Here is a 19,750-nt window from a genome sequence, read left to right as displayed (position 1 = left end):
TACCGGGAACCACGGATCAAAGGCATTAAATCATGGAAGATATCGTCAACGGCCAATGCCCGCCCCGGCAGAGGCCGCTTTCTGCAACAACGCATAAAGAAATCATTCGTCAGGCTCTGGCCGATATGAGTACGGTGTTAATTGCCGGCGGGTTGACCATCACGGCTGTTCAACGCGCCGATGAAAGCTGGCTACACCACAATATGCATCGGCTCAGACTCAACTGGCACCATTTAGTATCACGCTTTGACGACCGCACCATGCGTTACCGCCACCAGGGAGGCTTTGATTTTGCCTTCAAACTACAAACGGACCCTACGCAGCCTGCCGGCATTTGCCTGTATATCTACGATGTTCACTTCAATACTCTCGAAGTCACTGCCCTTGAAAACTTTGTGACGGATAACGCACGGCACCCGCTCCACGGCAAAATGTTTAAGTACGTTTTGTATACCTTATATTTCTATGCGCTCGGGCTGATAGCACGCTGCGGCTGTGATGAAAAAACGCTGCGCATAACCATCCGCCAAGCGATTAATCCGCATACGCTTCGCTACTACTTATCCCATGCCGACTTCCGGCAGATTCCCGGCAGTATGGACTGCGTTACGCGTTTTAGCGCACTGGAAGCCTATATTGAAAACTACTCGCGCTGACGTTGGGTTCGCAGCAAGCTCATGGTAAAATTTGTCCAATTTTCAGACAGCAGACAAGCGAGGGAAATGCAGATGCTCAACACTAAACGTCCGATCGCCGAGCGCCGGGCCCTGGCGCTCAACCGCCTGGTCCGCTCGGTTCAGTCAGAACAGGACCAGCCATCCAATAACCCGGTTATTGAAGCGTCCGGCCCGCCTTCCGGCACTACGGCTGCAGATAATCCCGTGCTGCATCGGCATGTGCATGCCGATTCCCCATCGGACTGACACCGATTAACGATAAAAAAGGCGCTTACGCGCCTTTTTAATGCCTCATCATCGGGCGCAACGCGCCCTGCCCGCCTACAGCGTACGCAAGATACGGTTCAACAGCGGCCCCAGCACCTTGAACGATGCCGGCGATACGATGTCCACATGCGCGCAGTCCAGCTCGTGTACCTGCAACGCATCAACATATTCCGCCCAGGTCTGCTGCACGTCCATCCCTTCCTGCAGCGTGCGTTTGGCGACAAACAGCGTCGCCTGACCACGGAAGTTGGCGGTATGGGTACGGGACAGCAAGCGCACCGAGTCGGCGTAGTTGGCTTCAATATTGTCGAACATCGCCGTGCGGGTCTCACCCAGCGCCGGGTCCAGCGTATCTTCCGACACCGCCAGGAACTGTTCGCGTTCGCGCTGCACTTCTTTCAGCACGTTATCGTCCAGCATCACGTCCCAGTTCTGCGTTTCCGGCGGATAGGTATCCAACAGTCCGAGGAACGCCACCTCTTCACCGCGCGCCTGCAGCCGGGCGGCAATGCCCTGCGCCAGCGTGCCGCCCAGCGAATAACCGATGAAGTGGTACGGGCCGTGCGGCTGTACCGACAATACCGTCGCCAGATGCGCCTCGCATACCTGATCCATATCTTCGCTCAGCGCCAGCGGGCCGTCAGGGCGCGGCGACTGAATGCCCACCAGCGACCAGTGCTGATCGATATAGCGCGGCAATACGCTGAACTGCCAGGAGAAACCGGAGGCCGGATGCAGGCAGAACAGCGTCGGGCCGTCGGTAGTGCGCAGCGGCAGCACGCTGTCGAAGCCGCAGCGGTCGGCCTCTTCCTGCGTACGCTCCTCCGCCAGCAGCGCCGCCAGCTGTTCCACCTTCGACGCCACCATCACCTGTCCGACTGAAACTGCCTTATCCAGATCGCGGCGCAGTTCCGCCGCCAGACGCATCGCCAGCAGTGAATGGCCGCCCAGGGCGAAGAAGTCGTCGTCGGCAAACACCTGCTCACGCTGCAGCAGACGGGCGAACACCGCGGCGATCTCGCTTTCCAGCCCGGGCAGCGGTTCACGGCCGGCGCTGCGCGTGCCGCTTTGCGGCTGCGGCAGGGCTTTACGATCCAGTTTGCCGTTGGCGCTGAGCGGCAGCTCCGCCATCTCCACCAGCGCGACCGGCACCATGTGCGGCGGCAGGCGGTCGGCCAGCGCAGCGCGCAGCGCCGTCAGATCCAGCGTCACCCCCGCCTGCGGCACCAGATAGCCCACCAGCTGGCGCGCGTCGCCGCCGGCGTCCGTCGGCGTACCGGTCAGCACCAGCGCATGGGTCACCGCCTGCTGCACGCCCGGCAGCGACAGCAGCGCGTGATCGATCTCGCTCAGTTCGATGCGCTGCCCGCGGATCTTCAGCTGATCGTCGCTGCGCCCCAGATATTCCACCGCCCCGTCGGGCAGCCAGCGCGCCACGTCGCCGGTGCGGTACATCCGCCCGCCGTCGCCGAACGGGTCGGCGACAAAACGGCTGGCGGTCAGCTCCGGCCGCCCCAGATAGCCGTGCGCCAGCTGAACCCCGGTCAGGTACAGATCCCCGGCAACGCCCGGCGGCACCGGGCGCAGACGCGCATCAAGAATACGCAGCCCGGTATTCCACACCGGCAGGCCAATCGGTACGTTGGCGCCGGTTACCGCCGCCAGCGCCTCACCCCAGGCCGGATGCCAGGTCACGTCCACCGCGGCCTCCGTCGGGCCATACAGGTTGTGCAACGGCACCGCGGTGCGGCTCTGCCACTGACGGCACAGCTCGGCCGGCAGCGCTTCGCCGCTGCAGAATACCCGGCGCAGGCTGGCGCACTGTTCAACCGCTTCCGGCCCTTCCAGCGCGCTGACAAACGCCGCCAGCATCGACGGCACAAAGTGCATGGTGGTCACGCGGTGGCGGGCGATCAACTGCTGCAGCTGCTGCGGGTCACGGTGCGCTTCCGGCGGAGCCATCACCAGCTGCGCGCCGACGATCAGCGGCCAGAAGAACTCCCAGACCGACACGTCGAAACTGCACGGCGTTTTCTGCAGCACCACGTCTTGCGCATTCAGCGGATAGTGGTCCTGCATCCACAGCAGGCGGTTAACGATCGCCTGATGGCCGACCAGTACCCCTTTCGGCCGGCCGGTGGAGCCGGAAGTGAAAATAATATAGGCCGGATGGTGCGGCGTCGGCCCCGTCACCTCGACCTGCGCGGCATGGTCGGCGGCCAGCGGCGCATCGAACAGCAGGATATCGCCCTGTCCGGCAAAACGCGCCTGCTGCGACGATTCAGTGATAATCAGCCGCGGTGTGGCGTCTTCCAGCATCATCGTCAGACGCTCATCGGGATAACCGGTATCCAGCGGCAGATAGGCGGCGCCGGCTTCAACAATCGCCATCAGCGCCAGCGACAGGAATACCGAACGCGGCAGCGCCACGGCAACGATATCGCCCGGCCGCACGCCCTGTACGGTCAGCTGGCGCGCCAGCGCGCTCACCTGTTCGCGGGTCTCGCGGTAGGTAAAGCGGAAATGCGCATCGGACAGCGCCGGCGCGTCCGGCGTGCGCTGCGCCTGCTGCGCCAGCAGGCCGCTCAGCGTCTGCGGCGCCACCGGGTGGGCAGAATCATTCACCTGCTCCAACAGCGCATGGTCAGCGGCGGTCAGCATATCGGCTTCCCCCACCGGCAGCTGCGGCCGGGCGGTAAACTGGCTCAGCAACAGCGGCAAACGCTGCAGATGGGCCGCCAGTTCATCGCGCTGATAACGCTCGGCATTGGCCAGCAGTTCTACCTTCAGCTGGCCGTCGTCGCCGATAAACAGCGCAATTTCCAGATCGCGCACCGGCCCGGAGGCCAGGTCGTGGGTAATGCCGGCAATACCGTCAAAATCCAGCTGGTAATCAAACATTTTAAAATTGAATACCGTGCCGTACAGCGGCTCGGCATCGCCAATGCGTCCCAGATCGCGCTGCACCTGCTCGGCATCATAACGCTGATGGCGGCGCACCTTCTTCAGCTCACGGCTGAGCGTGAGCGCCACCTCCGCCAACGTCGCCTGCGGATCTACCTGCATCTCCATCGGCAAGACGTTAATCACCGGCCCGGTGGCGCACAGCGCGGCGGAGCCGGTACGGCGCATAAAGATAAAGCCGACGCTGAAGTGCGGCTGGCCGCTCAGGCGCGACACCCACAGCGCCAGCAGCGCGATCGCCATATCGGCGGCGTTGAGCTGATGCTGGCGGCCAAGCGCCGCCAGCGGCGCGAAATCGGCCGCCGAACAGTGCTGGCTCAGGCGATGAATGCGCGTGGTCGCCGCCTGCCCGGCCAGCGGCTGCGGGCTGAGGGTCGCCGGCGGCGGCAGCTGGGCTGCCTTGTCGCGCCAATAACCAGCATCCCGCTGCCAGCCGGCGGACTGTTGATACGCCTGATATTCGGCCACTACGTCGCTAAATGCGCTGAACGGCGTCGGATCCGGCGTTTCGCCGCGGCGCAGCCGGCTGTAAATGTGGGCGACACGACGGGTAATGGCGGTAAAGCTGAAGCCATCGACCAGCATATGGTGATAGCGCTGATACCAGAACCAACGATCGTCCGCCACGCGCATCAGCACGTTGCGGTACAGCGGGTTTCCGCTGCTGACACGCAGCTCGCCGTTGAGATCGATGTCCATCAGCGCCGTCGCCGCGGCTTCGGCGTCCGCCGAGTCGGTAAAATCGAGATATTCCGCCGCGTGGATGGCACACTCTGCATCCAGCCACTGCAGCGGCACGCCGTCGCGCTCTTCAAAGCGCAGGCGCAGGGTATCGGCCTCGGACAATCCCAGGCCGATGGCGCGCAGCAGGCACTCTTTGTCCAACGCGCCATTCAGTTCAATATAATGCGCCACCGCATAGGCATTGCCGTGCGGCGAAATTTGATCGGCGACCCAGATGCCGGGCTGCGCCGCAACCAGCGGCATCTCCGGGCATGCCTGATAATCCGCCGCTAAATTAGAATTTTCTGACACCGTACTTGCTCCAGTCATCATTGTTGCTCACGCTGCGCGGCGGGCCGCATGTCCCGCCAGTGCGTTTCCAGCCAGCCGACGCATTCGGCGCGTTCTGCCGGGCCGAACACCGTACGCCAGCCGTCCGGTGCCGGACTGAAGTCAGGCCACAGGCTGTACTGCTGCTGCCCGTTGCACAGAATCAGGCAGCGCTGCTGCGGGTCGTCAAACGGGTTCGGCATGTCCATCGCGGGCTCCTTGAATCAGACGGGGATCGGCAACCGGCGTGGTTTGGTGGGCGGTGACAAAATCAGGCTGCCACAGCGCCTGCAGGCCATCCAGCAGGCCGCCGCGCCAGCACAACGCATCATGGCCGCCTTCGACCGCCCGATAGTGCACCCGATGTCCGCGCTGGCTGAGCAGCGTCGCCATCTGGCCGCTGACCCGATGCACCAACGGCTCATGCATGCCGGCTTCCATAAACACCTTCAGCGCGCCGTGGCTGCCCAATCCCTGCTCTACCTGACGCTGCAGCCAGCAGGCGTCCTCTGGCGGGGTCGGCAGTTGCAGCATATCGCGCCGCGGCCACCAGTAAGAACCGGACTGGGCGATTACCGCGCCGAAACGCTGCGGCCAGTTCAACCCGGCATACAACGCGGAGAGGCCGCCAAAACTTTGTCCGGCCACCACGGTGCGCGCAGCCTCGGCGCTGTGCGGCGCCCACTCCGCCAACTGCGGCAGCAGCTCTTCCTGCAGCGCCAGCCAGAAATCGGGGTTACAGCTCAGCTCCTGGGCGCGATGTTTCAAATCGATAATATCGATCAGCACATACACCGCTGCCGGCAACTGGCCTGCACGGGTCATCTGCATCAGCGGATCCCACACCGGCATCTGCTGTGCCCAGAACTGGCCGTCGAGCAGAATCGCCAGCGGTCGCTGCGTCGGATCGCCGTCGCCGGTGGTGTACACCCACACTTTGCGGCTGTTGCCGAGCCGCTCGCTGTGCCAGGTATGCTGCTGCAGACGCGCCGGCGCCGGCGGAATGCAGCGGCCGCTGGCAACCTCATAGTTGTCAAAATCATGCCAGGCAGGCTGCGGCGGCGCTTCCGGCATATGCAGCCCGGAGACAATATTACCGCCGGCGGCCGGCCAGGAGCGGTAAGGGTTCAACAGATCGTGCGTCGCGCTGGCGAACACCTGATGCCACCAATGGCGCCGCGCATGCATATTGGCGTGGGCATCGGCCCCGTCGACGCGCAGCGGACGGTCGTCCATGCTGGGAATAAAGCAGTAACTGCCGCGCCAGTCGGCGTTCAGTTCAGTTTGCCAGTACCACACATCGCTGCCGCTCAGACGCTGCAGACTCTGCGGCGGATTCGGCTGATGGTGGTCGGTCAGGCAATTAATGTTGATCCAGACGCGCTTATAGGCGGACGTCAGTTCGCACCCCTGCGGATCGCGCCAGAGGAAGGTCACCTTCCAGCGGCCGTTGTCGGTCGGTTCCACCAACGGCGTGCCGCGCCGGGCAATCTCCAGCCACCAGCCATGGCTCCCGACGTGCTTGCTTGTTAATAACGTACTGCTTGTTGGCTGTTGTTCAGTTTTCAAAACACCCACTCACCTGGTAGTTGGCATAACACGCTGTGCGCACGGAAAATATCCGGCTGCCCTACCGCATATATAGACACGGTAAATCGAATACTATTGATAATTATTTTCATTTGCAATAGTGTGTACGGGCCCACAAACAGGGTCGGTATTCTTCATCGGGGACGGATGCCGATTATTAGTAACGGGTCGAATGCCGGGCGCGTCTCCGGCTTATTCTATCCATGAATCATTGACGACATAAAAAACGACAACCGGCTGCCCTGCCGGCATGAGCTACGCCGCAGGGATGGCAAAACGGCAGGAAATCACAATGAATCGCACACTTTCTCGTTATTCTCTGGCTACCTTTATCGGCCTGGGTTTAGGCGCGTCCACTTTGGCACACGCCGCACAGCAAACGGATACCCCCTCAAACGCGGAAAACACCGCCGCCGCTGACGATAAAAAACCAGCAAAACCGGCCGAAGACACCATCCTGGTGACCGCCGCCAAGCAGAACCTGCAGGCGCCCGGCGTCTCCACCATCACCGCCGACGAAATCAAAAAGCGCCCGCCGGCGCGCGATATCAGCGAACTGATCCGCACCATGCCCGGCGTCAACCTGACCGGCAACTCCACCAGCGGCCAGCGCGGCAACAACCGCCAGCTGGATATCCGCGGCATGGGGCCGGAAAACACGCTGGTTCTGATCGACGGTATGCCGGCCAGCAGCCGCAACTCGGTGCGTCAGGGCTGGCGCGGCGAACGCGATACCCGCGGCGATACCGCCTGGGTGCCGCCGGAAATGATTGAGCGCATCGAAGTGCTGCGCGGCCCGGCCGCCGCCCGCTACGGCAGCGGCGCCGCCGGCGGCGTGGTCAATATCATCACCAAGAAACAGACCAAAGAACTGCACGGCTCGCTGAATGCCTACTACAACATTCCGCAGCATAAAGAGGAAGGCGCCACCAAACGCACCGACTTCAGCCTGGCCGGGCCGTTAACCGATACCCTGAGCTTCCGCCTGTTCGGCGGCTACAGCAAAACCCAGGCGGATTCCCAATATATCAACCAGGGTCATCAGTCCGACCGCTACGGCGCCTATGCCGACAGCCTGCCGGCCGGTCGCGAAGGGGTGATCGACAAAAACATCAACGGCCTGCTGCACTGGGATTTCGCCCATCTGCAATCGCTGGAGTTCGAATATGGCTACGGCCGTCAGGGCAACCTGTACGCCGGCGATACCCAGAACACCAACAGCAATGACCTGGTGAAGGATATGTACGGTAAAGAGACCAACCGTATGTACCGCGAAACCTACGCCTTACGTTATCAGGGCGCCTGGGACAACGGCGTCAGCACCAATAACTATGTGCAATACGAAAACACCCGCAACTCGCGGATGAACGAAGGGCTGGCCGGGGGCACCGAAGGGATTTTCAACGAGAAAGACGCCGGCTTTAACGATACCGATCTGGACGATATCCTGCTGCACAGCGAAGTCAGCGTGCCGTTTGAAATGTGGGTGCCGCAAACCGCCACGCTGGGCGCCGAATGGAACCAGCAGAAGATGAAGAGCAGTTCAATCGTCAGCCAGGCGCTGCAGGGCGGCGATATCGACGGTCTCTCCAGTTCGGATCGCAGCCCCTACTCGTCCGCGCGTATTTTCTCGCTGTTTGCCGAAGATAATATTGAGCTCACCGACACCACCATGCTGACGCCGGGCATGCGCTACGATCACCACTCGGTGTCCGGCGATAACTGGAGCCCGTCGCTGAATCTGTCGCAGGAGCTGGGTGAATACTTCACCCTGAAGATGGGCATCGCCCGCGCCTATAAAGCGCCGAACCTGTTCCAGACCAACCCGAACTATATCCTGTACAGCAAAGGCCAGGGCTGCGCCAACAGCTCCAGCGGCGTCGGCTGCTACCTGATGGGCAACGACGATCTGAAGGCAGAAACCAGCGTTAACAAAGAAATCGGGCTGGAGTTCCACAACGACGGCTGGCTGGCCGGCGTCACTTACTTCCGCAACGACTACCGCAACAAGATCGAAGCCGGCTACACGCCTGTCAGCCAGACCAGCAACGGTAAAACCGATATCTATCGCTGGGAGAACGTGCCTAAGGCGGTGGTGCAGGGTCTGGAAGGGTCGCTGAACGTGCCGGTCAGCGAAACGGTCTCCTGGACCAACAACCTGACCTATATGATCGAGAACAAGAATAAGACCACCGACGATTACCTGTCGGTTATTCCCAAGTTCACGCTCAACTCCACCCTGAGCTGGCAGGCGACGCAGGACCTGTCGATGCAAAGCACCCTGACCTGGTACGGCCGTCAGAAGCCGAAGAAGTACAACTACAAAGGGGAAGCCACCAGCGGCAGTGAAAGACGTGAAGTCAGCCCGTACGCCATCGTCGGCCTCAGCGCCACCTACGACGTCAGCAAAAACGTCAGCATGACCGCCGGGGTAGACAACCTGTTCGACAAACGCCAGTTCCGCGCCGGCAACGCGCAGAACGTCGGCAACCCGACCACCGGCGCGGTCAATATTGCCGGCGCCGGGGCGGCTACCTACAACGAACCGGGCCGTACCTTCTATATGAGCATCAACACCCACTTCTGATAGCGGGTAACGCCGGGATGAAAACATCCACCCCCGGCACTGCCATAAAAAAACCGGTCAGCATGTTGACCGGTTTTTTATTATCAACGCCCTCCAGGGCGCGTTTTCTATCAGGTAAAGAAGTCCGCTTAAATCATCTGGCTGAAATTCATCTGCGCCATCAGCTTGTAGTTATCGGCGTAATCCACCGGGATCGCCACCACCACCGGCCCCTGAATCTCCATCGCCTTACGCAGTATCGGCCGCAGCTCCTCCACCGACTGGACGGCGAAGCCCACCGCGCCGCAGGATTCGGCGTAGGCTTTAAAATCAATCGGCCCGAATGACACGCCGGATTTGCGCTGGTACTTGTTCACCTCCTGCATTTCCACCATGTTATAGGCGTTATCCACCCAGATAACGTGCACGATGTTGGTTTTCAGCCGCACCGCGGTTTCCAGCTCCATGCTCGACTGCATAAAGCCGCCGTCGCCGGAAATCGACACCACCTTATCCCCCGGCCGCACCAGCGCCGCACCGATGGCCCACGGCAGCGCCACGCCCATGGTTTGCTGGCCGTTGGAAATCAGCAGCTGACGCGCGCGGAAGCTGTACAGGTAGCGGGCGATCCAGATATGGAAGCTGCCCATATCCACGCACAGCGTCACGTCATCGCTGACGATATCCTGCAGCTCCTTCACGATGCGCAGCGGATGAATCGGCATGCCGCCGCGCCGCGCCGCACGCTCGGCCAGCTCGCTGCGCTGACGGCTCAGATCGGCCAGAATGGTTTCCACCTCCGTTGGTATGGTCAGCCGCCCCGGCAGGCTATCGCCGAGCGCCTGAATGGTGGCGCTGATATTACCCACCAGTTCGACGTCCGGTCGGTAACAGCAGTCGATCTCCGCCGGCTGCACGTCGATATGCACCAGCTTAAGATGACGCGCGCCGTTCCACATACACGGATCGTACTCAATCGGCCCGTAGCCGACGCTGACCACCAGATCGGCCTTTTGCAGCAGCTGATCCGCCGGTTGGTTATTGAACAGGCCGACGCGGCCGGCGAAACGGGCGAAATGATTAACGTCAATCGCCCCGGCCGCCTGATAGGTGCCGACCACCGGCATCTGCGTACGGTACAGCAGCTGACGTACCGCCTCGCTGTTTTCCGGCCGGCTGGCCTGCAGCCCCAGCAGCAGCACCGGGCAGGCGGCCTGCTGAATCAGCGCCGCCGCCCGCTGAATATCGTCGCTGGCCGCGGCGCCCATGCGCGGTGCGGGGCAGCCGGCCAGCACCGGCGCGCTTACCGGTTCATTGACGATATCCATCGGCAGACTGATAAAAGACGCCCCCGGACGGCCGAACTCGGCGCTGCGGAAAGCATTGGCGATCACCTCAGAAATCGCCGAACCGGCGTGTACTTCAGCGCAATATTTGGTCACCGGGCGGAACATGCTGACGGTATCCATACTCTGGTGGGTCTGCTTGAGGTTATCGGCACGTTTCACCGCCCCGCCCAGCGCCACCACCGCATCGCCTTCCGAGGTGGCGGTCGCCAGACCGGTGATCAGGTTGGAGCTGCCGGGGCCGGACGTCACCAGCGCCACCCCAGCCTTACCGGTCAGGCGGCCGACCGCCGCCGCCATAAAGGCGGCGTTGGCCTCGTGACGCACCACCACGGTCTCAATCGACGGCGCATCCTCCAGCGAATCAAACACCCGGTCGATTTTTGCCCCGGGGATGCCGAACACGTGCTTTACCCCCTGTGCTTCCAGATTTTTCACCACCAAATCGGCGCCGCATTGCCAGTTTTCATCCGTATTAAGCTGTTTCATGGTTCCACCTCATAAAGTAAAAAAATCGACCGCCGTTATTGCGCCACGACACGCATGGCGCAGGCCTGTTTAGCCTTCGGCAGAACGAATGGCGCTGTCCAAATCCTCCGGGCAGAGGTTGGTGCGCAGAAAATCCGCATCGTGCGGCAATTGAAGGTTGAGACGCGTGATGACGCCAAACTGCAGACGACCCTGCTCCAGCTGATAATCCAGCACGTGGCCGCCGCCGTTACGGTCGTCGGTGACAAAATGTTCGTGATAGCCGGCCACGCCGATGCCCTGCATATAATCCGGCGAGCGGAAGCCCACCAGCGTGCCGCAGCGCCGCGTAAAGGCGAAGGTCGGCTGTGCTTCTATCGCCTCCAGCATCGGCTTGTAGGGGCGTTCCTGACGCGGTACGGTGCGGGTTTCCACATGGCTGAACTCGCCGTCGACGCGCAGCGCGCAAAACAGATTGGGCGAGGCCACCTGTTCGTCGATGCACTGGTGCAGTTGAGCTTTGGTGATAGGACGGTCGAAATGCTGCGTGACGCTGGGCTTGAAAAAGGTCACTACGGCAAACGGCGTTTTTTGATCCTGCTGCGCCGGGCGTGCGCTGCCGTCGGCGCGCAGCTGATGAATTTCCTGGTCAAAGGCGATCAGTTCGCCGTCAAGATGGTTGAAGGTTCCCAGGCCGAAATCACCGTGGCGCAGCAGTTCGGCGATGGTGACGTCTCCCTCGTATACCCCGCCGATCAGCGCGCTCATCAGCGAAATCTGGTAAATCTCCCCTTCACCGGTTGCCGCCGACTGGCTGGCAAAACCCTGTGCCAAATGCTGCGCACAGGAACACCCGTGGTTCTGGTTCATGCAATACTCCTCCACCAGCGCGGACATACGGCGTCCGCGCGTTCAACTATGCTGCTCAGCCCGCTTCGCGTTGTAACGATTCAGCTACCGGCAACAAAAAATCGACCTCTGGGGTCGACACCACGTTGGGAGAAACAAATGATTAACATTTCTAACCTTTAGTCTCTCTGATTCCGCCGTGATAAAAACGTTTTCTGGCGTTGAAGCAAAAAAAGGGTTGCCGGAAGCTATCCGCCACAACCACGTAACAAGTTATGACAACAGTAATATTTTTACATTTTCTCTTAATTTATCGGCGATAACGTGTCGGAAACCCGCATTATCTCCTTAAAAATAGTAGGATTAAGCCGCAGCGCTGAGAACCCTATATTCATAAGAAACGCTTTTGCATATAATGCAAAGATGAACGACACCCGTTATGCCGAACATTTGCCGATTTTTCTGGAAGTCGCCCAACTGGGCAGCTTCTCCGCCGCAGCCCGCAAGCTGGGCATGGTGCCCTCTTCGCTGGTGCGCCATATCGATACGCTGGAGCAACAGCTGGCGGTGACGCTGTTTATCCGCTCGACCCGCGGCTTACAGCTGACCGATGCCGGGAAAATGCTGCAGAGCCGCGCCGCAGCGCTGCAAGCCGATATGCTGACCCTGCGCGCCGAACTGCACTCGCTCAGCGATGTGCCGCAGGGCGTGCTGCGCATCAGTTGCCTGCCGACCTTTGGTAAAACCTACCTGTTGCCGCTGCTGCCGGAACTGGCGCAGCGCTATCCGCAGTTGGCGGTGGAGCTGGATTTCACCGAGCGCCCCGCCGATCCCAAACAGGAGTCCCTCGACGCCGCGCTGCGTATCGGCGAGCAGAAAGACAGCTCGCTGTATGCCCGCCGCATCGCCACCCAACGCTGGCTGATGTGCGCCAGCCCGGCCTATGTCGCCCGCTACGGACGCCCGAGCACGCTGGCCGACCTGCCACAGCACCGGCTGATTGCGCGCTTACATCAGCAGCAGCCGGCCTGCTGGGGGCAAATTCTTGACGCCGCGCTGCTTAACCGCTGCAAGCTGGCGTTACGCTGCGATGATTTCACCGCCCAGCGGCTGGCGGCGCTCAGCGGTATCGGCATCACCTTCCTGCCCAACTGGGTGGTAGGACCGGACGTGCATAGCGGCGCGCTGTTGCCGCTGATGGACGACCCGCGTGGCGAGGAGCAAGGGATTTATCTGCTGCGCCCGGTAGCCAAGGTTTCCGCCAGGCTGGCGGCCTTCACCACGCTGCTGCAGCAATATATCGGCCAGCCGCCCAGCTGGGCCTGAGACATCGCGCATTTCATCCTTTTCCGCTTCAGGGTACAGTAGCCGCAACCAAGGAGCGCTTATGCAGCCAGAGCAGCAGATTATTGAGTGGTTACAACAGGATGAAGCGCGCATCAACGCCCTGCGCGCCGCGCGCCGTCTGGGGCTGGGCGACTGGTGCCTCGGCGCCGGTTTTGTGCGCAATTTAGTGTGGGATCGGCGGCACGACTATGCGCAGCCGACGCCGCTGAACGATATCGACGTGATCCATTTTGATCCGCAGCGCACCCAGCCCGAACGCGATCGCATGCTGGAGGCGCGCCTGCGGGAGTGGTTGCCGCAGCCCTGGTCGGTGAAAAATCAGGCGCGGATGCACCTGCGCGCCGGGCGCGCGCCCTACCGCAGCAGTGAAGACGCCATCAGTTACTGGACAGAGATCGAAACGGCGGTCGGCGCACGGCTCAACGCCGACGACAGCATTACGCTGGTCGCCCCCTTCGGCCTGCAGGCGCTGTTCGCCGACAGCATTACCTTCAACGCCAAAAGCGCCAATTTCGCCGCCTATCAGCAGCGTGTTGCCGACAAAGGCTGGTTGCAGCGCTGGCCGCAACTGCGACAGTCTGCTGTCTAAAGTTTGCGCGCACCCTGCCGATAAGAGTGAGAGATCACCCGACTCAGGAACCGCGATATGATAAACAGCATCATCACGTCCGCAGTACTCAAACCGGCCCTGCCGGCGGTCGGCCGCCTCGCCAGCGCACCGGGCAACGCCGGCCAGCTGCTGATGGCCACGCCGCTGGACACCCATCCCAACGCCGGCAAAGCGAAGAAGAACGATGGCAACCAGCCCGCAGCGCCCGTTGAGCACGGCGCGCCGGCGCGTATCAAGGCGTTGCAGCAGCAAATTCAGGATTTACAGCAACAGCTGCTGGAGCTGAAAGACTCAGACGGCGATGCTAAACAGATCGAACAGCAAAAACAGCTGCTCCAGGCGCGTATCGCCATGCTGCAGGCCGAGATCGCGCGCATCCGCAAAGAAGAGATGGAAAAACAGCAGTTAGAACACGCGAAAACGGCCGACGGCGTCAACCGCCCTACGCCGTACAACGCGTTGGACGTCTATATCTGAGTCAGCCGGCCGGCCGTTGTTGACGCTGCTGTTGCAACAGCGCCGCCTGTTCCCGCACGACCTGCCAGACCGCCTCCGCCGCCGGCGACAGCGAACGGTTCTTGCGCCGCACCAGCATCAGGGCGCGGTGGATCTCCGGCTGCAGCCGCTTCACCCTCAGCTGACCGCCCTCCGGCAGCGGCAACGCCAGCGCCGGGAAGATGCTGATGCCGATGCCCGCGGCCACCATCGGAAACAGCGTGGCCGGATGGCCGATCTCCTGCACCACCTCCGCTTCCACGCCCTGCTGACGCAGCGCGCTGTCGATCAACTGCCGGCTGCCGGAGGCATAATCCTGCAACACCAGCCGGCTGCCGCTCAGCGCCGACCAATGCACCTGCGGCAGATCGGCAAACGGATGATCGTCCCGGCACAGCAGTAAAAACGGCTCATGCAGGATCGGTTCACAATCCAGATCGATCGCCTGCACCGGATCGACCACGATGCCGAAGTCCACCTCGGCGTTGCGGATGCTGTTCAGCACCCACTGCTGCGCCTGATCGCGCAGCAGGATACGGATGTCCGGATACTGCCGCTCGCCGGCGGCGATGCACTGCGGCATCAGGTGTGCCGAAATGGTCTGGCTGGAAGCCACCCGCACGGTGCCGCTGCGCTGCACGCCAAAGCTGCGCGCGTCCAACAGCGACGCCTGCAGCTCATCCAGCAAACGTTCGACGCGGTTAGCCAGCCGGCGCCCCGCGTCGGTCAGCAACACTTCGCGGGTGGTGCGGTCCAGCAGGCGCACGCCGATTTCCGCCTCCAGCTCTTTAACGCTGTGGCTGACCGCCGACTGCGTCAGCCCTATCGCTTCGCCGGCGCGGCTAAAACTGCCGTGGCGCGCAATGGCAACAAATACGCGCAGTTGCTTCAGGGAGTAGTTCATGATTTTTATTCATATATAAATTAAATAAATCAATTTTATTATTATATTCCGGCGCGCCACACTATTCCTATTATTTTCCCGTACGAGTTTAGCCATATGAAATTTCTCCCCGACCGTTTTACCCTGACGCTGCTCGCCACCGTGCTGTTAGCTTCGTTTTTGCCGGCACGCGGCGTGGCGGTCGGCTGGCTGAATACCCTGACCGTCGCCGCCATCGCCCTGCTGTTTTTTATGCACGGCGCCAAACTGTCGCGCGAGGCGATTCTCGCCGGCAGCAATAACTGGCGGCTGCATCTGTGGGTGATGTTCAGCACCTTTATCATTTTCCCGCTGCTCGGCGTGCTGTTTAAGTGGTGGTCGCCGGTGGCCGTCAGTCCGGAACTGTATAACGGCTTTATCTATCTGTGCATTTTGCCCGCGACGGTGCAGTCCGCCATCGCCTTTACCTCGCTGGCCGGCGGCAATGTGGCGGCGGCGGTATGCAGCGCCTCAGCCTCAAGCCTGCTGGGCATCTTCGTTTCGCCGCTGCTGGTCGGCCTGCTGTTGAACGTGCATGGCGAAACCGGCGGCCTGCAGCAGGTCGGCAGTATCGTGCTGCAACTGCTGGTGCCGTTTATCGCCGGCCACCTGGCGCGGCCGCTGATCGGCAAATGGATTGACCGCCACCGGAAATGGATTGGCAAAACCGACCAGACATCAATTCTGCTGGTGGTATACGCCGCCTTCAGCGAAGCGGTGACCCACGGCATCTGGCATCAGGTGGGATGGAAGGCGCTGCTGTTTATTCTGCTCGTCAGCCTGGCGCTGCTGGCCGTTGTGCTGTTGATCAATATTCAGATGGCGCGCTGGCTGGGGTTCAATAAAGCGGATGAGATCACTATCGTGTTCTGCGGCTCGAAAAAGAGCCTGGCGAACGGCATCCCGATGGCCAATATTCTGTTTCCGGCCGCCAGCGTCGGGGTGATGGTGCTGCCGTTAATGGTGTTCCATCAGGTGCAACTGATGACCTGCGCGATGCTGGCTCGGCGCTATCAGCAAAAACAGCTGCGGCAGCAGCAGGCATCGCAGGTGAAAGCCCTCTGAAAAAGCAACGGGGACGCATCTGCGTCCCCGTCGTCAGTCAACCGTGTTTCAGCGGCTTCACCAGCGCGTCCAATCCTTCAATTTTCAGCGCCAGCGTCATCTCCATCAGCATGCCCAGTTTGCCTTTGGGAAACTCGCCCTTACGGGCAAACCACAGCAGATACTCTTCCGGCAAATCAATCAGCACCCGCCCCTGGTATTTGCCAAAAGGCATCACCGTATTGGCGATTTCAATCAGGTTTTCCTTTTCCATCAGTCACCCAGCAGGCGGATCATTTCCGCTTCGTCGATCACTTCGATGCCCAGCTCCTGTGCTTTAACCAGCTTGGAGCCGGCGGCTTCGCCGGCGATCACCAGATCGGTTTTCTTCGATACGCTGCCGCTTACTTTAGCCCCCAGCGCCGTCAGGCGATCTTTGGCTTCATCACGCGACAGCTGACTCAGCGAACCGGTCAGCACCACGGTTTTACCGGCAAACGGGCTGTCTATCTCTTCTGCCGCCACCACCACCGGCGCCGGCCAGTTAATGCCGATTTCCGGGCTGACCAGTTCATCAATCACCCGCTGATTCAGCGCTTCGGCAAAGAAGTTGACCACGTGCTTCGCCACCACTTCGCCCACGTCCGGCACCAGTTTTAACGCTTCGACGTCCGCCGCTCGTAGCGCGTCCAGCGAGCCGAAATGCGCCGCCAGGTTGGCCGCCGTGGCTTCGCCGACCTCACGGATGCCCAGCGCATACAGGAAACGGGCAAAGGTGGTCTGTTTGGATTTCTCCAGCGCATTGACCAGATTCTGCGCCGACTTCGGCCCCATGCGATCCAGCCCGGTCAGCAGACCGGCAGACAGGCGGAACAGATCGGCGGGATCCTTGACGTACTCTTTTTCCACCAGCTGTTCGATGATCTTGTCGCCCATGCCGTCAACATCCAGCGCACGGCGGGAGACAAAGTGCTTCAGCGCCTCTTTCCGCTGCGCCGCGCAAATTAAGCCGCCGGTGCAGCGCGCGACCGCTTCGCCTTCCACCCGTTCAACGTCGGAGCCGCATACCGGACAGTGCTGCGGGAACACCACCTCGCGCGCATCGAGGGGACGGCGCTCTTCCACCACGCCCACCACCTGCGGGATTACATCGCCGGCGCGGCGAACGATCACCGTATCGCCGATGCGCAGCCCGAGCCGTTCAATTTCATCGGCGTTGTGCAGCGTAGCGTTGCTGACGGTGACGCCGGCCACCAGCACCGGCTCCAGACGCGCCACCGGCGTAATCGCCCCGGTGCGACCGACCTGAAACTCAACCTCGCGCACCTGGGTAATCTGCTCCTGCGCCGGGAATTTAAAGGCGGTAGCCCAGCGCGGCGCCCGGGCGACAAACCCCAACTGTTCCTGCAGATCGATATCGTCAATCTTCACCACCACGCCGTCGATATCAAACCCGAGCCCGCCGCGGTCCTGTTCAACCTGGCGGTAAAAGGCCAGCACCTCGTCGCTGCCGCTGCACACTCTGGCGCGATCGCTGACTGGCAGCCCCCAGGCTTTAAACTGCATCAGGCGCTGCCAGTGGCTGCGCGGCAGTTCGCCGCCTTCCAGCAGGCCGACGCCGTAGCAGAAGAAGGTCAGCGGACGTTTGGCGGTAATGCGCGGGTCCAGCTGACGCAGCGAGCCGGCGGCGGCATTACGCGGGTTAGCGAACACCTTGCCGTCCTTACGGCGCGCCTCTTCATTCATTTTTTCAAAGCCGGCCTGCGGCATAAACACTTCGCCACGCACTTCCAGCCGGCGCGGAATATTGTCGCCGGTCAGACGCAGCGGAATGGCGCGGATGGTGCGCACGTTGGCGGTGATGTTCTCGCCGGTGGTGCCGTCGCCGCGCGTGGCGGCGCGCACCAGCTCGCCGTCTTCATACAGCAGGCTGACCGCCAGCCCGTCCAGCTTCAGCTCGCAGCAGAAGCTCAGCGCCTCGCTGCTTTTCAGCCGATCCTGCACCCGCTTATAAAACGCCAGGAAACTCTCATCGTCGAATACGTTGTCCAGCGACAGCATCGGTACTTCATGGCGCACCTGCTCAAACGCCGACAGCGGCGCGGCGCCAACGCGCTGGGTCGGCGAGTCGGCGGTGACCAGCTCAGGGTGCGCCTCTTCCAGCTCGCGCAGCTCGCGCATCAGGCGGTCATATTCCGCATCGGGAATTTCCGGCGCATCCAGCACGTGGTACTGGTATTCATGATGGCGCAGTTGGGTTCGCAGTTGATTGATTGTTTCGATTGTTGTGGCCATAGCTCACCATCAGAGATAAAAAACCCCCAGCGAGTGGGGGTTTCAGGAGACGTAATGTTCAGTGCGCATTGCAACCGTCAGGCGTTGTTTTCCAACACTTCACGGATGCGCGCTTTATAGCTTTCCAGCTTTTGCGGCGTCATCATGCGACGCTCGTCATCCAGCACCACGCCGCCAACGTCGTCAGCGATGCGCTGCGCCGACTGCAGCATCAGCTTGAAGTTCTGATTGGCGTCGCCGTAGGACGGCACCATCATAAACATGGACACGCCCGGCGTAGAGAAGTCAGACATTGAATCCGGATCGAAAGAACCCGGTTTCACCATATTCGCCAGGCTGAACAGCACCGGGCCGCTGCCGGCCGGACTGATATGGCGATGGAAAATGCCCATCTCGCCGAACTGGAAGCCGGACTGCAGCACGCTCTGCAGCAAGACTTCGCCGCCGATAATGCCGCCTTGGTGAGCCGCAACGTGCAGCACCAGTACGGTTTCCTTGCGCTTGGCCGGCTCCGGGGCCGGCTGTGCCGGCGCAGGTTCCGCTACAGGCTCAGGCTCGGCCGGTTTGCTTTCAGGCTGCGGCGCAGGCGCTGCTTCCTGTTCAAACGCAGGCTCTGCTTCTGCCGGCGGCAGGTCGTCGACGCGCGGCTCACGCCGCGGCGCTGGCTGCTGTTCTTCGGCAGGTTTCGCTTCCGGTTCGTAGTCGTCCAGCAGCACATCATCGTAGTCCGGCCGCTGAGACAGCGGCGCAGGCTGATGGGCAGCCGGCTGCACCTCGCGCGGCGCCGGCTCGGCCGCCGGAGCGGGCTTCGGCGCAGCTACCGGTTCTTCGCGAGCGGCATCGAAATCACCGAACGACGGCTCCTCTTGCGGATGGGCGGAGCGCACACGCACTTCTCCCACGCCGTCATCGAAGTCGTCGTCAGAAGTTGGTTCACGTTCTTTTTTAGAACGCTTGGCTGGGCGATCGCGGAAAAGGGACGAGCGTTCCTTACGGCTGGTCCACAGACCATGTAATAACAACGCTATTATGGCGATCGCGCCAACAACGATTAATATCAGACGCAAATCCTGCATCATTGCTATCTCTGTTGTTCCAATACATTGCCACCGCGGCAAACATTCACTCTTTAACTCTATTTGCCTGTGCAGACAAGTGCAAGTCCGTGCTGAACTTTATGCTAATAAAGATGATAATTCTGCCTTTTTTGCTTTTTTTTCAGCCAACAACACGCTAGTCAGCAGAAAATCATCCCTA

At 61.2% G+C, this 19,750-nt stretch carries 16 protein-coding genes; 7 read left to right on the top strand and 9 right to left on the bottom strand.

The window, feature by feature from the left end; genetic code table 11:
• Positions 1–32 precede the first annotated feature (32 nt).
• Together HF675_RS07055 and HF675_RS07050 are read left to right on the top strand one after the other, a co-directional pair.
• Positions 33–656, top strand: coding sequence for a hypothetical protein (locus tag HF675_RS07055; protein ID WP_187044321.1), 624 nt, complete (start codon positions 33–35; stop codon positions 654–656).
• Between the two features lie 72 nt (positions 657–728).
• Complete coding sequence (locus tag HF675_RS07050; protein WP_145961108.1) at positions 729–923, top strand: hypothetical protein; 195 nt, start codon at positions 729–731, stop codon at positions 921–923.
• Between the two features lie 75 nt (positions 924–998).
• Here HF675_RS07050 and HF675_RS07045 read toward each other — a convergent pair whose 3' ends face one another.
• The 3 genes from HF675_RS07045 to fes form a co-directional block, all read right to left on the bottom strand.
• Positions 999–4,895, bottom strand: coding sequence for an enterobactin synthase subunit F (locus HF675_RS07045; protein WP_187044705.1), 3,897 nt, complete (start codon positions 4,893–4,895; stop codon positions 999–1,001).
• 65 nt (positions 4,896–4,960) lie between these two features.
• Positions 4,961–5,170 (bottom strand): MbtH family protein, encoded by a 210-nt coding sequence (locus HF675_RS07040; RefSeq protein ID WP_105232039.1) that lies wholly within the window; start codon positions 5,168–5,170, stop codon positions 4,961–4,963.
• Positions 5,148–6,530, bottom strand: a complete 1,383-nt coding sequence (gene fes / locus HF675_RS07035) for an enterochelin esterase (RefSeq protein WP_105232040.1) — start codon at positions 6,528–6,530, stop codon at positions 5,148–5,150. Before fes ends, HF675_RS07040 begins: the two co-directional genes overlap by 23 nt.
• A gap of 313 nt (positions 6,531–6,843) precedes the next feature.
• Between fes and HF675_RS07030 the strand changes: the two genes are divergently transcribed.
• Positions 6,844–9,138: a TonB-dependent siderophore receptor gene (locus tag HF675_RS07030; RefSeq protein ID WP_105232041.1), complete on the top strand. Its 2,295-nt coding sequence runs from the start codon at positions 6,844–6,846 to the stop codon at positions 9,136–9,138.
• 128 nt (positions 9,139–9,266) lie between these two features.
• Here HF675_RS07030 and alsS read toward each other — a convergent pair whose 3' ends face one another.
• Together alsS and budA are read right to left on the bottom strand one after the other, a co-directional pair.
• On the bottom strand, positions 9,267–10,952 hold the full coding sequence (gene alsS / locus HF675_RS07025; RefSeq protein ID WP_187044320.1) for an acetolactate synthase AlsS: 1,686 nt from the start codon (positions 10,950–10,952) through the stop codon (positions 9,267–9,269).
• Between the two features lie 69 nt (positions 10,953–11,021).
• The gene (gene budA, locus HF675_RS07020; protein WP_105232043.1) at positions 11,022–11,801 is read right to left on the bottom strand and encodes an acetolactate decarboxylase; all 780 of its coding nucleotides are present in this window, start codon (positions 11,799–11,801) and stop codon (positions 11,022–11,024) included.
• Between the two features lie 402 nt (positions 11,802–12,203).
• Here budA and HF675_RS07015 point away from each other — a divergent pair, with 402 nt between their 5' ends.
• From HF675_RS07015 to HF675_RS07005, 3 genes are all read left to right on the top strand, one after another.
• Positions 12,204–13,106: a LysR family transcriptional regulator gene (locus tag HF675_RS07015; protein ID WP_105232044.1), complete on the top strand. Its 903-nt coding sequence runs from the start codon at positions 12,204–12,206 to the stop codon at positions 13,104–13,106.
• A 61-nt stretch (positions 13,107–13,167) separates the two neighbouring features.
• Positions 13,168–13,716 (top strand): nucleotidyltransferase family protein, encoded by a 549-nt coding sequence (locus HF675_RS07010; protein ID WP_105232045.1) that lies wholly within the window; start codon positions 13,168–13,170, stop codon positions 13,714–13,716.
• A 57-nt stretch (positions 13,717–13,773) separates the two neighbouring features.
• Positions 13,774–14,214, top strand: coding sequence for a FlxA-like family protein (locus HF675_RS07005; RefSeq protein ID WP_187044319.1), 441 nt, complete (start codon positions 13,774–13,776; stop codon positions 14,212–14,214).
• Position 14,215: 1 nt separating this feature from the next.
• Here the strand turns inward: HF675_RS07005 and HF675_RS07000 are convergent, their stop codons facing one another.
• The gene (locus HF675_RS07000; RefSeq protein WP_105232047.1) at positions 14,216–15,136 is read right to left on the bottom strand and encodes a LysR family transcriptional regulator; all 921 of its coding nucleotides are present in this window, start codon (positions 15,134–15,136) and stop codon (positions 14,216–14,218) included.
• 96 nt (positions 15,137–15,232) lie between these two features.
• Here HF675_RS07000 and HF675_RS06995 point away from each other — a divergent pair, with 96 nt between their 5' ends.
• Entirely contained in the window at positions 15,233–16,219 is a 987-nt protein-coding gene (locus HF675_RS06995; RefSeq protein ID WP_105232048.1) for a bile acid:sodium symporter family protein, read from the top strand.
• 37 nt (positions 16,220–16,256) lie between these two features.
• Here the strand turns inward: HF675_RS06995 and HF675_RS06990 are convergent, their stop codons facing one another.
• The 3 genes from HF675_RS06990 to zipA form a co-directional block, all read right to left on the bottom strand.
• The gene (locus HF675_RS06990; RefSeq protein ID WP_187044318.1) at positions 16,257–16,472 is read right to left on the bottom strand and encodes a DUF3820 family protein; all 216 of its coding nucleotides are present in this window, start codon (positions 16,470–16,472) and stop codon (positions 16,257–16,259) included.
• Complete coding sequence (ligA, locus tag HF675_RS06985; RefSeq protein WP_105232049.1) at positions 16,472–18,493, bottom strand: NAD-dependent DNA ligase LigA; 2,022 nt, start codon at positions 18,491–18,493, stop codon at positions 16,472–16,474. The genes HF675_RS06990 and ligA overlap by 1 nt, the downstream gene beginning before the upstream one ends.
• A gap of 77 nt (positions 18,494–18,570) precedes the next feature.
• Positions 18,571–19,572 carry a cell division protein ZipA gene (gene zipA / locus HF675_RS06980; RefSeq protein ID WP_105232050.1) on the bottom strand — a complete coding sequence of 334 codons (1,002 nt, stop codon included), beginning with the start codon at positions 19,570–19,572 and terminating at the stop codon, positions 18,571–18,573.
• Between the last annotated feature and the right edge of the window lie 178 nt (positions 19,573–19,750).

It is taken from the genome of Serratia sp. JUb9 (assembly GCF_014298095.1).
Taxonomy (GTDB): domain Bacteria; phylum Pseudomonadota; class Gammaproteobacteria; order Enterobacterales; family Enterobacteriaceae; genus Serratia_B; species Serratia_B rhizosphaerae.
This window is presented reverse-complemented; position numbering and strand designations above follow the sequence as displayed.

Coding starts and splice junctions, on each gene's coding strand:
- HF675_RS07055 (WP_187044321.1), top strand. CDS start 33: ATGGAAGATATCGTCAACGGCCAATGCCCGCCCCGGCAGAGGCCGCTT.
- HF675_RS07050 (WP_145961108.1), top strand. CDS start 729: ATGCTCAACACTAAACGTCCGATCGCCGAGCGCCGGGCCCTGGCGCTC.
- HF675_RS07045 (WP_187044705.1), bottom strand. CDS start 4,895: ATGCCGCTGGTTGCGGCGCAGCCCGGCATCTGGGTCGCCGATCAAATT.
- HF675_RS07040 (WP_105232039.1), bottom strand. CDS start 5,170: ATGGACATGCCGAACCCGTTTGACGACCCGCAGCAGCGCTGCCTGATT.
- HF675_RS07030 (WP_105232041.1), top strand. CDS start 6,844: ATGAATCGCACACTTTCTCGTTATTCTCTGGCTACCTTTATCGGCCTG.
- alsS (WP_187044320.1), bottom strand. CDS start 10,952: ATGAAACAGCTTAATACGGATGAAAACTGGCAATGCGGCGCCGATTTG.
- budA (WP_105232043.1), bottom strand. CDS start 11,801: ATGAACCAGAACCACGGGTGTTCCTGTGCGCAGCATTTGGCACAGGGT.
- HF675_RS07015 (WP_105232044.1), top strand. CDS start 12,204: ATGAACGACACCCGTTATGCCGAACATTTGCCGATTTTTCTGGAAGTC.
- HF675_RS07010 (WP_105232045.1), top strand. CDS start 13,168: ATGCAGCCAGAGCAGCAGATTATTGAGTGGTTACAACAGGATGAAGCG.
- HF675_RS07005 (WP_187044319.1), top strand. CDS start 13,774: ATGATAAACAGCATCATCACGTCCGCAGTACTCAAACCGGCCCTGCCG.
- HF675_RS07000 (WP_105232047.1), bottom strand. CDS start 15,136: ATGAACTACTCCCTGAAGCAACTGCGCGTATTTGTTGCCATTGCGCGC.
- HF675_RS06995 (WP_105232048.1), top strand. CDS start 15,233: ATGAAATTTCTCCCCGACCGTTTTACCCTGACGCTGCTCGCCACCGTG.
- HF675_RS06990 (WP_187044318.1), bottom strand. CDS start 16,472: ATGGAAAAGGAAAACCTGATTGAAATCGCCAATACGGTGATGCCTTTT.
- ligA (WP_105232049.1), bottom strand. CDS start 18,493: ATGGCCACAACAATCGAAACAATCAATCAACTGCGAACCCAACTGCGC.
- zipA (WP_105232050.1), bottom strand. CDS start 19,572: ATGATGCAGGATTTGCGTCTGATATTAATCGTTGTTGGCGCGATCGCC.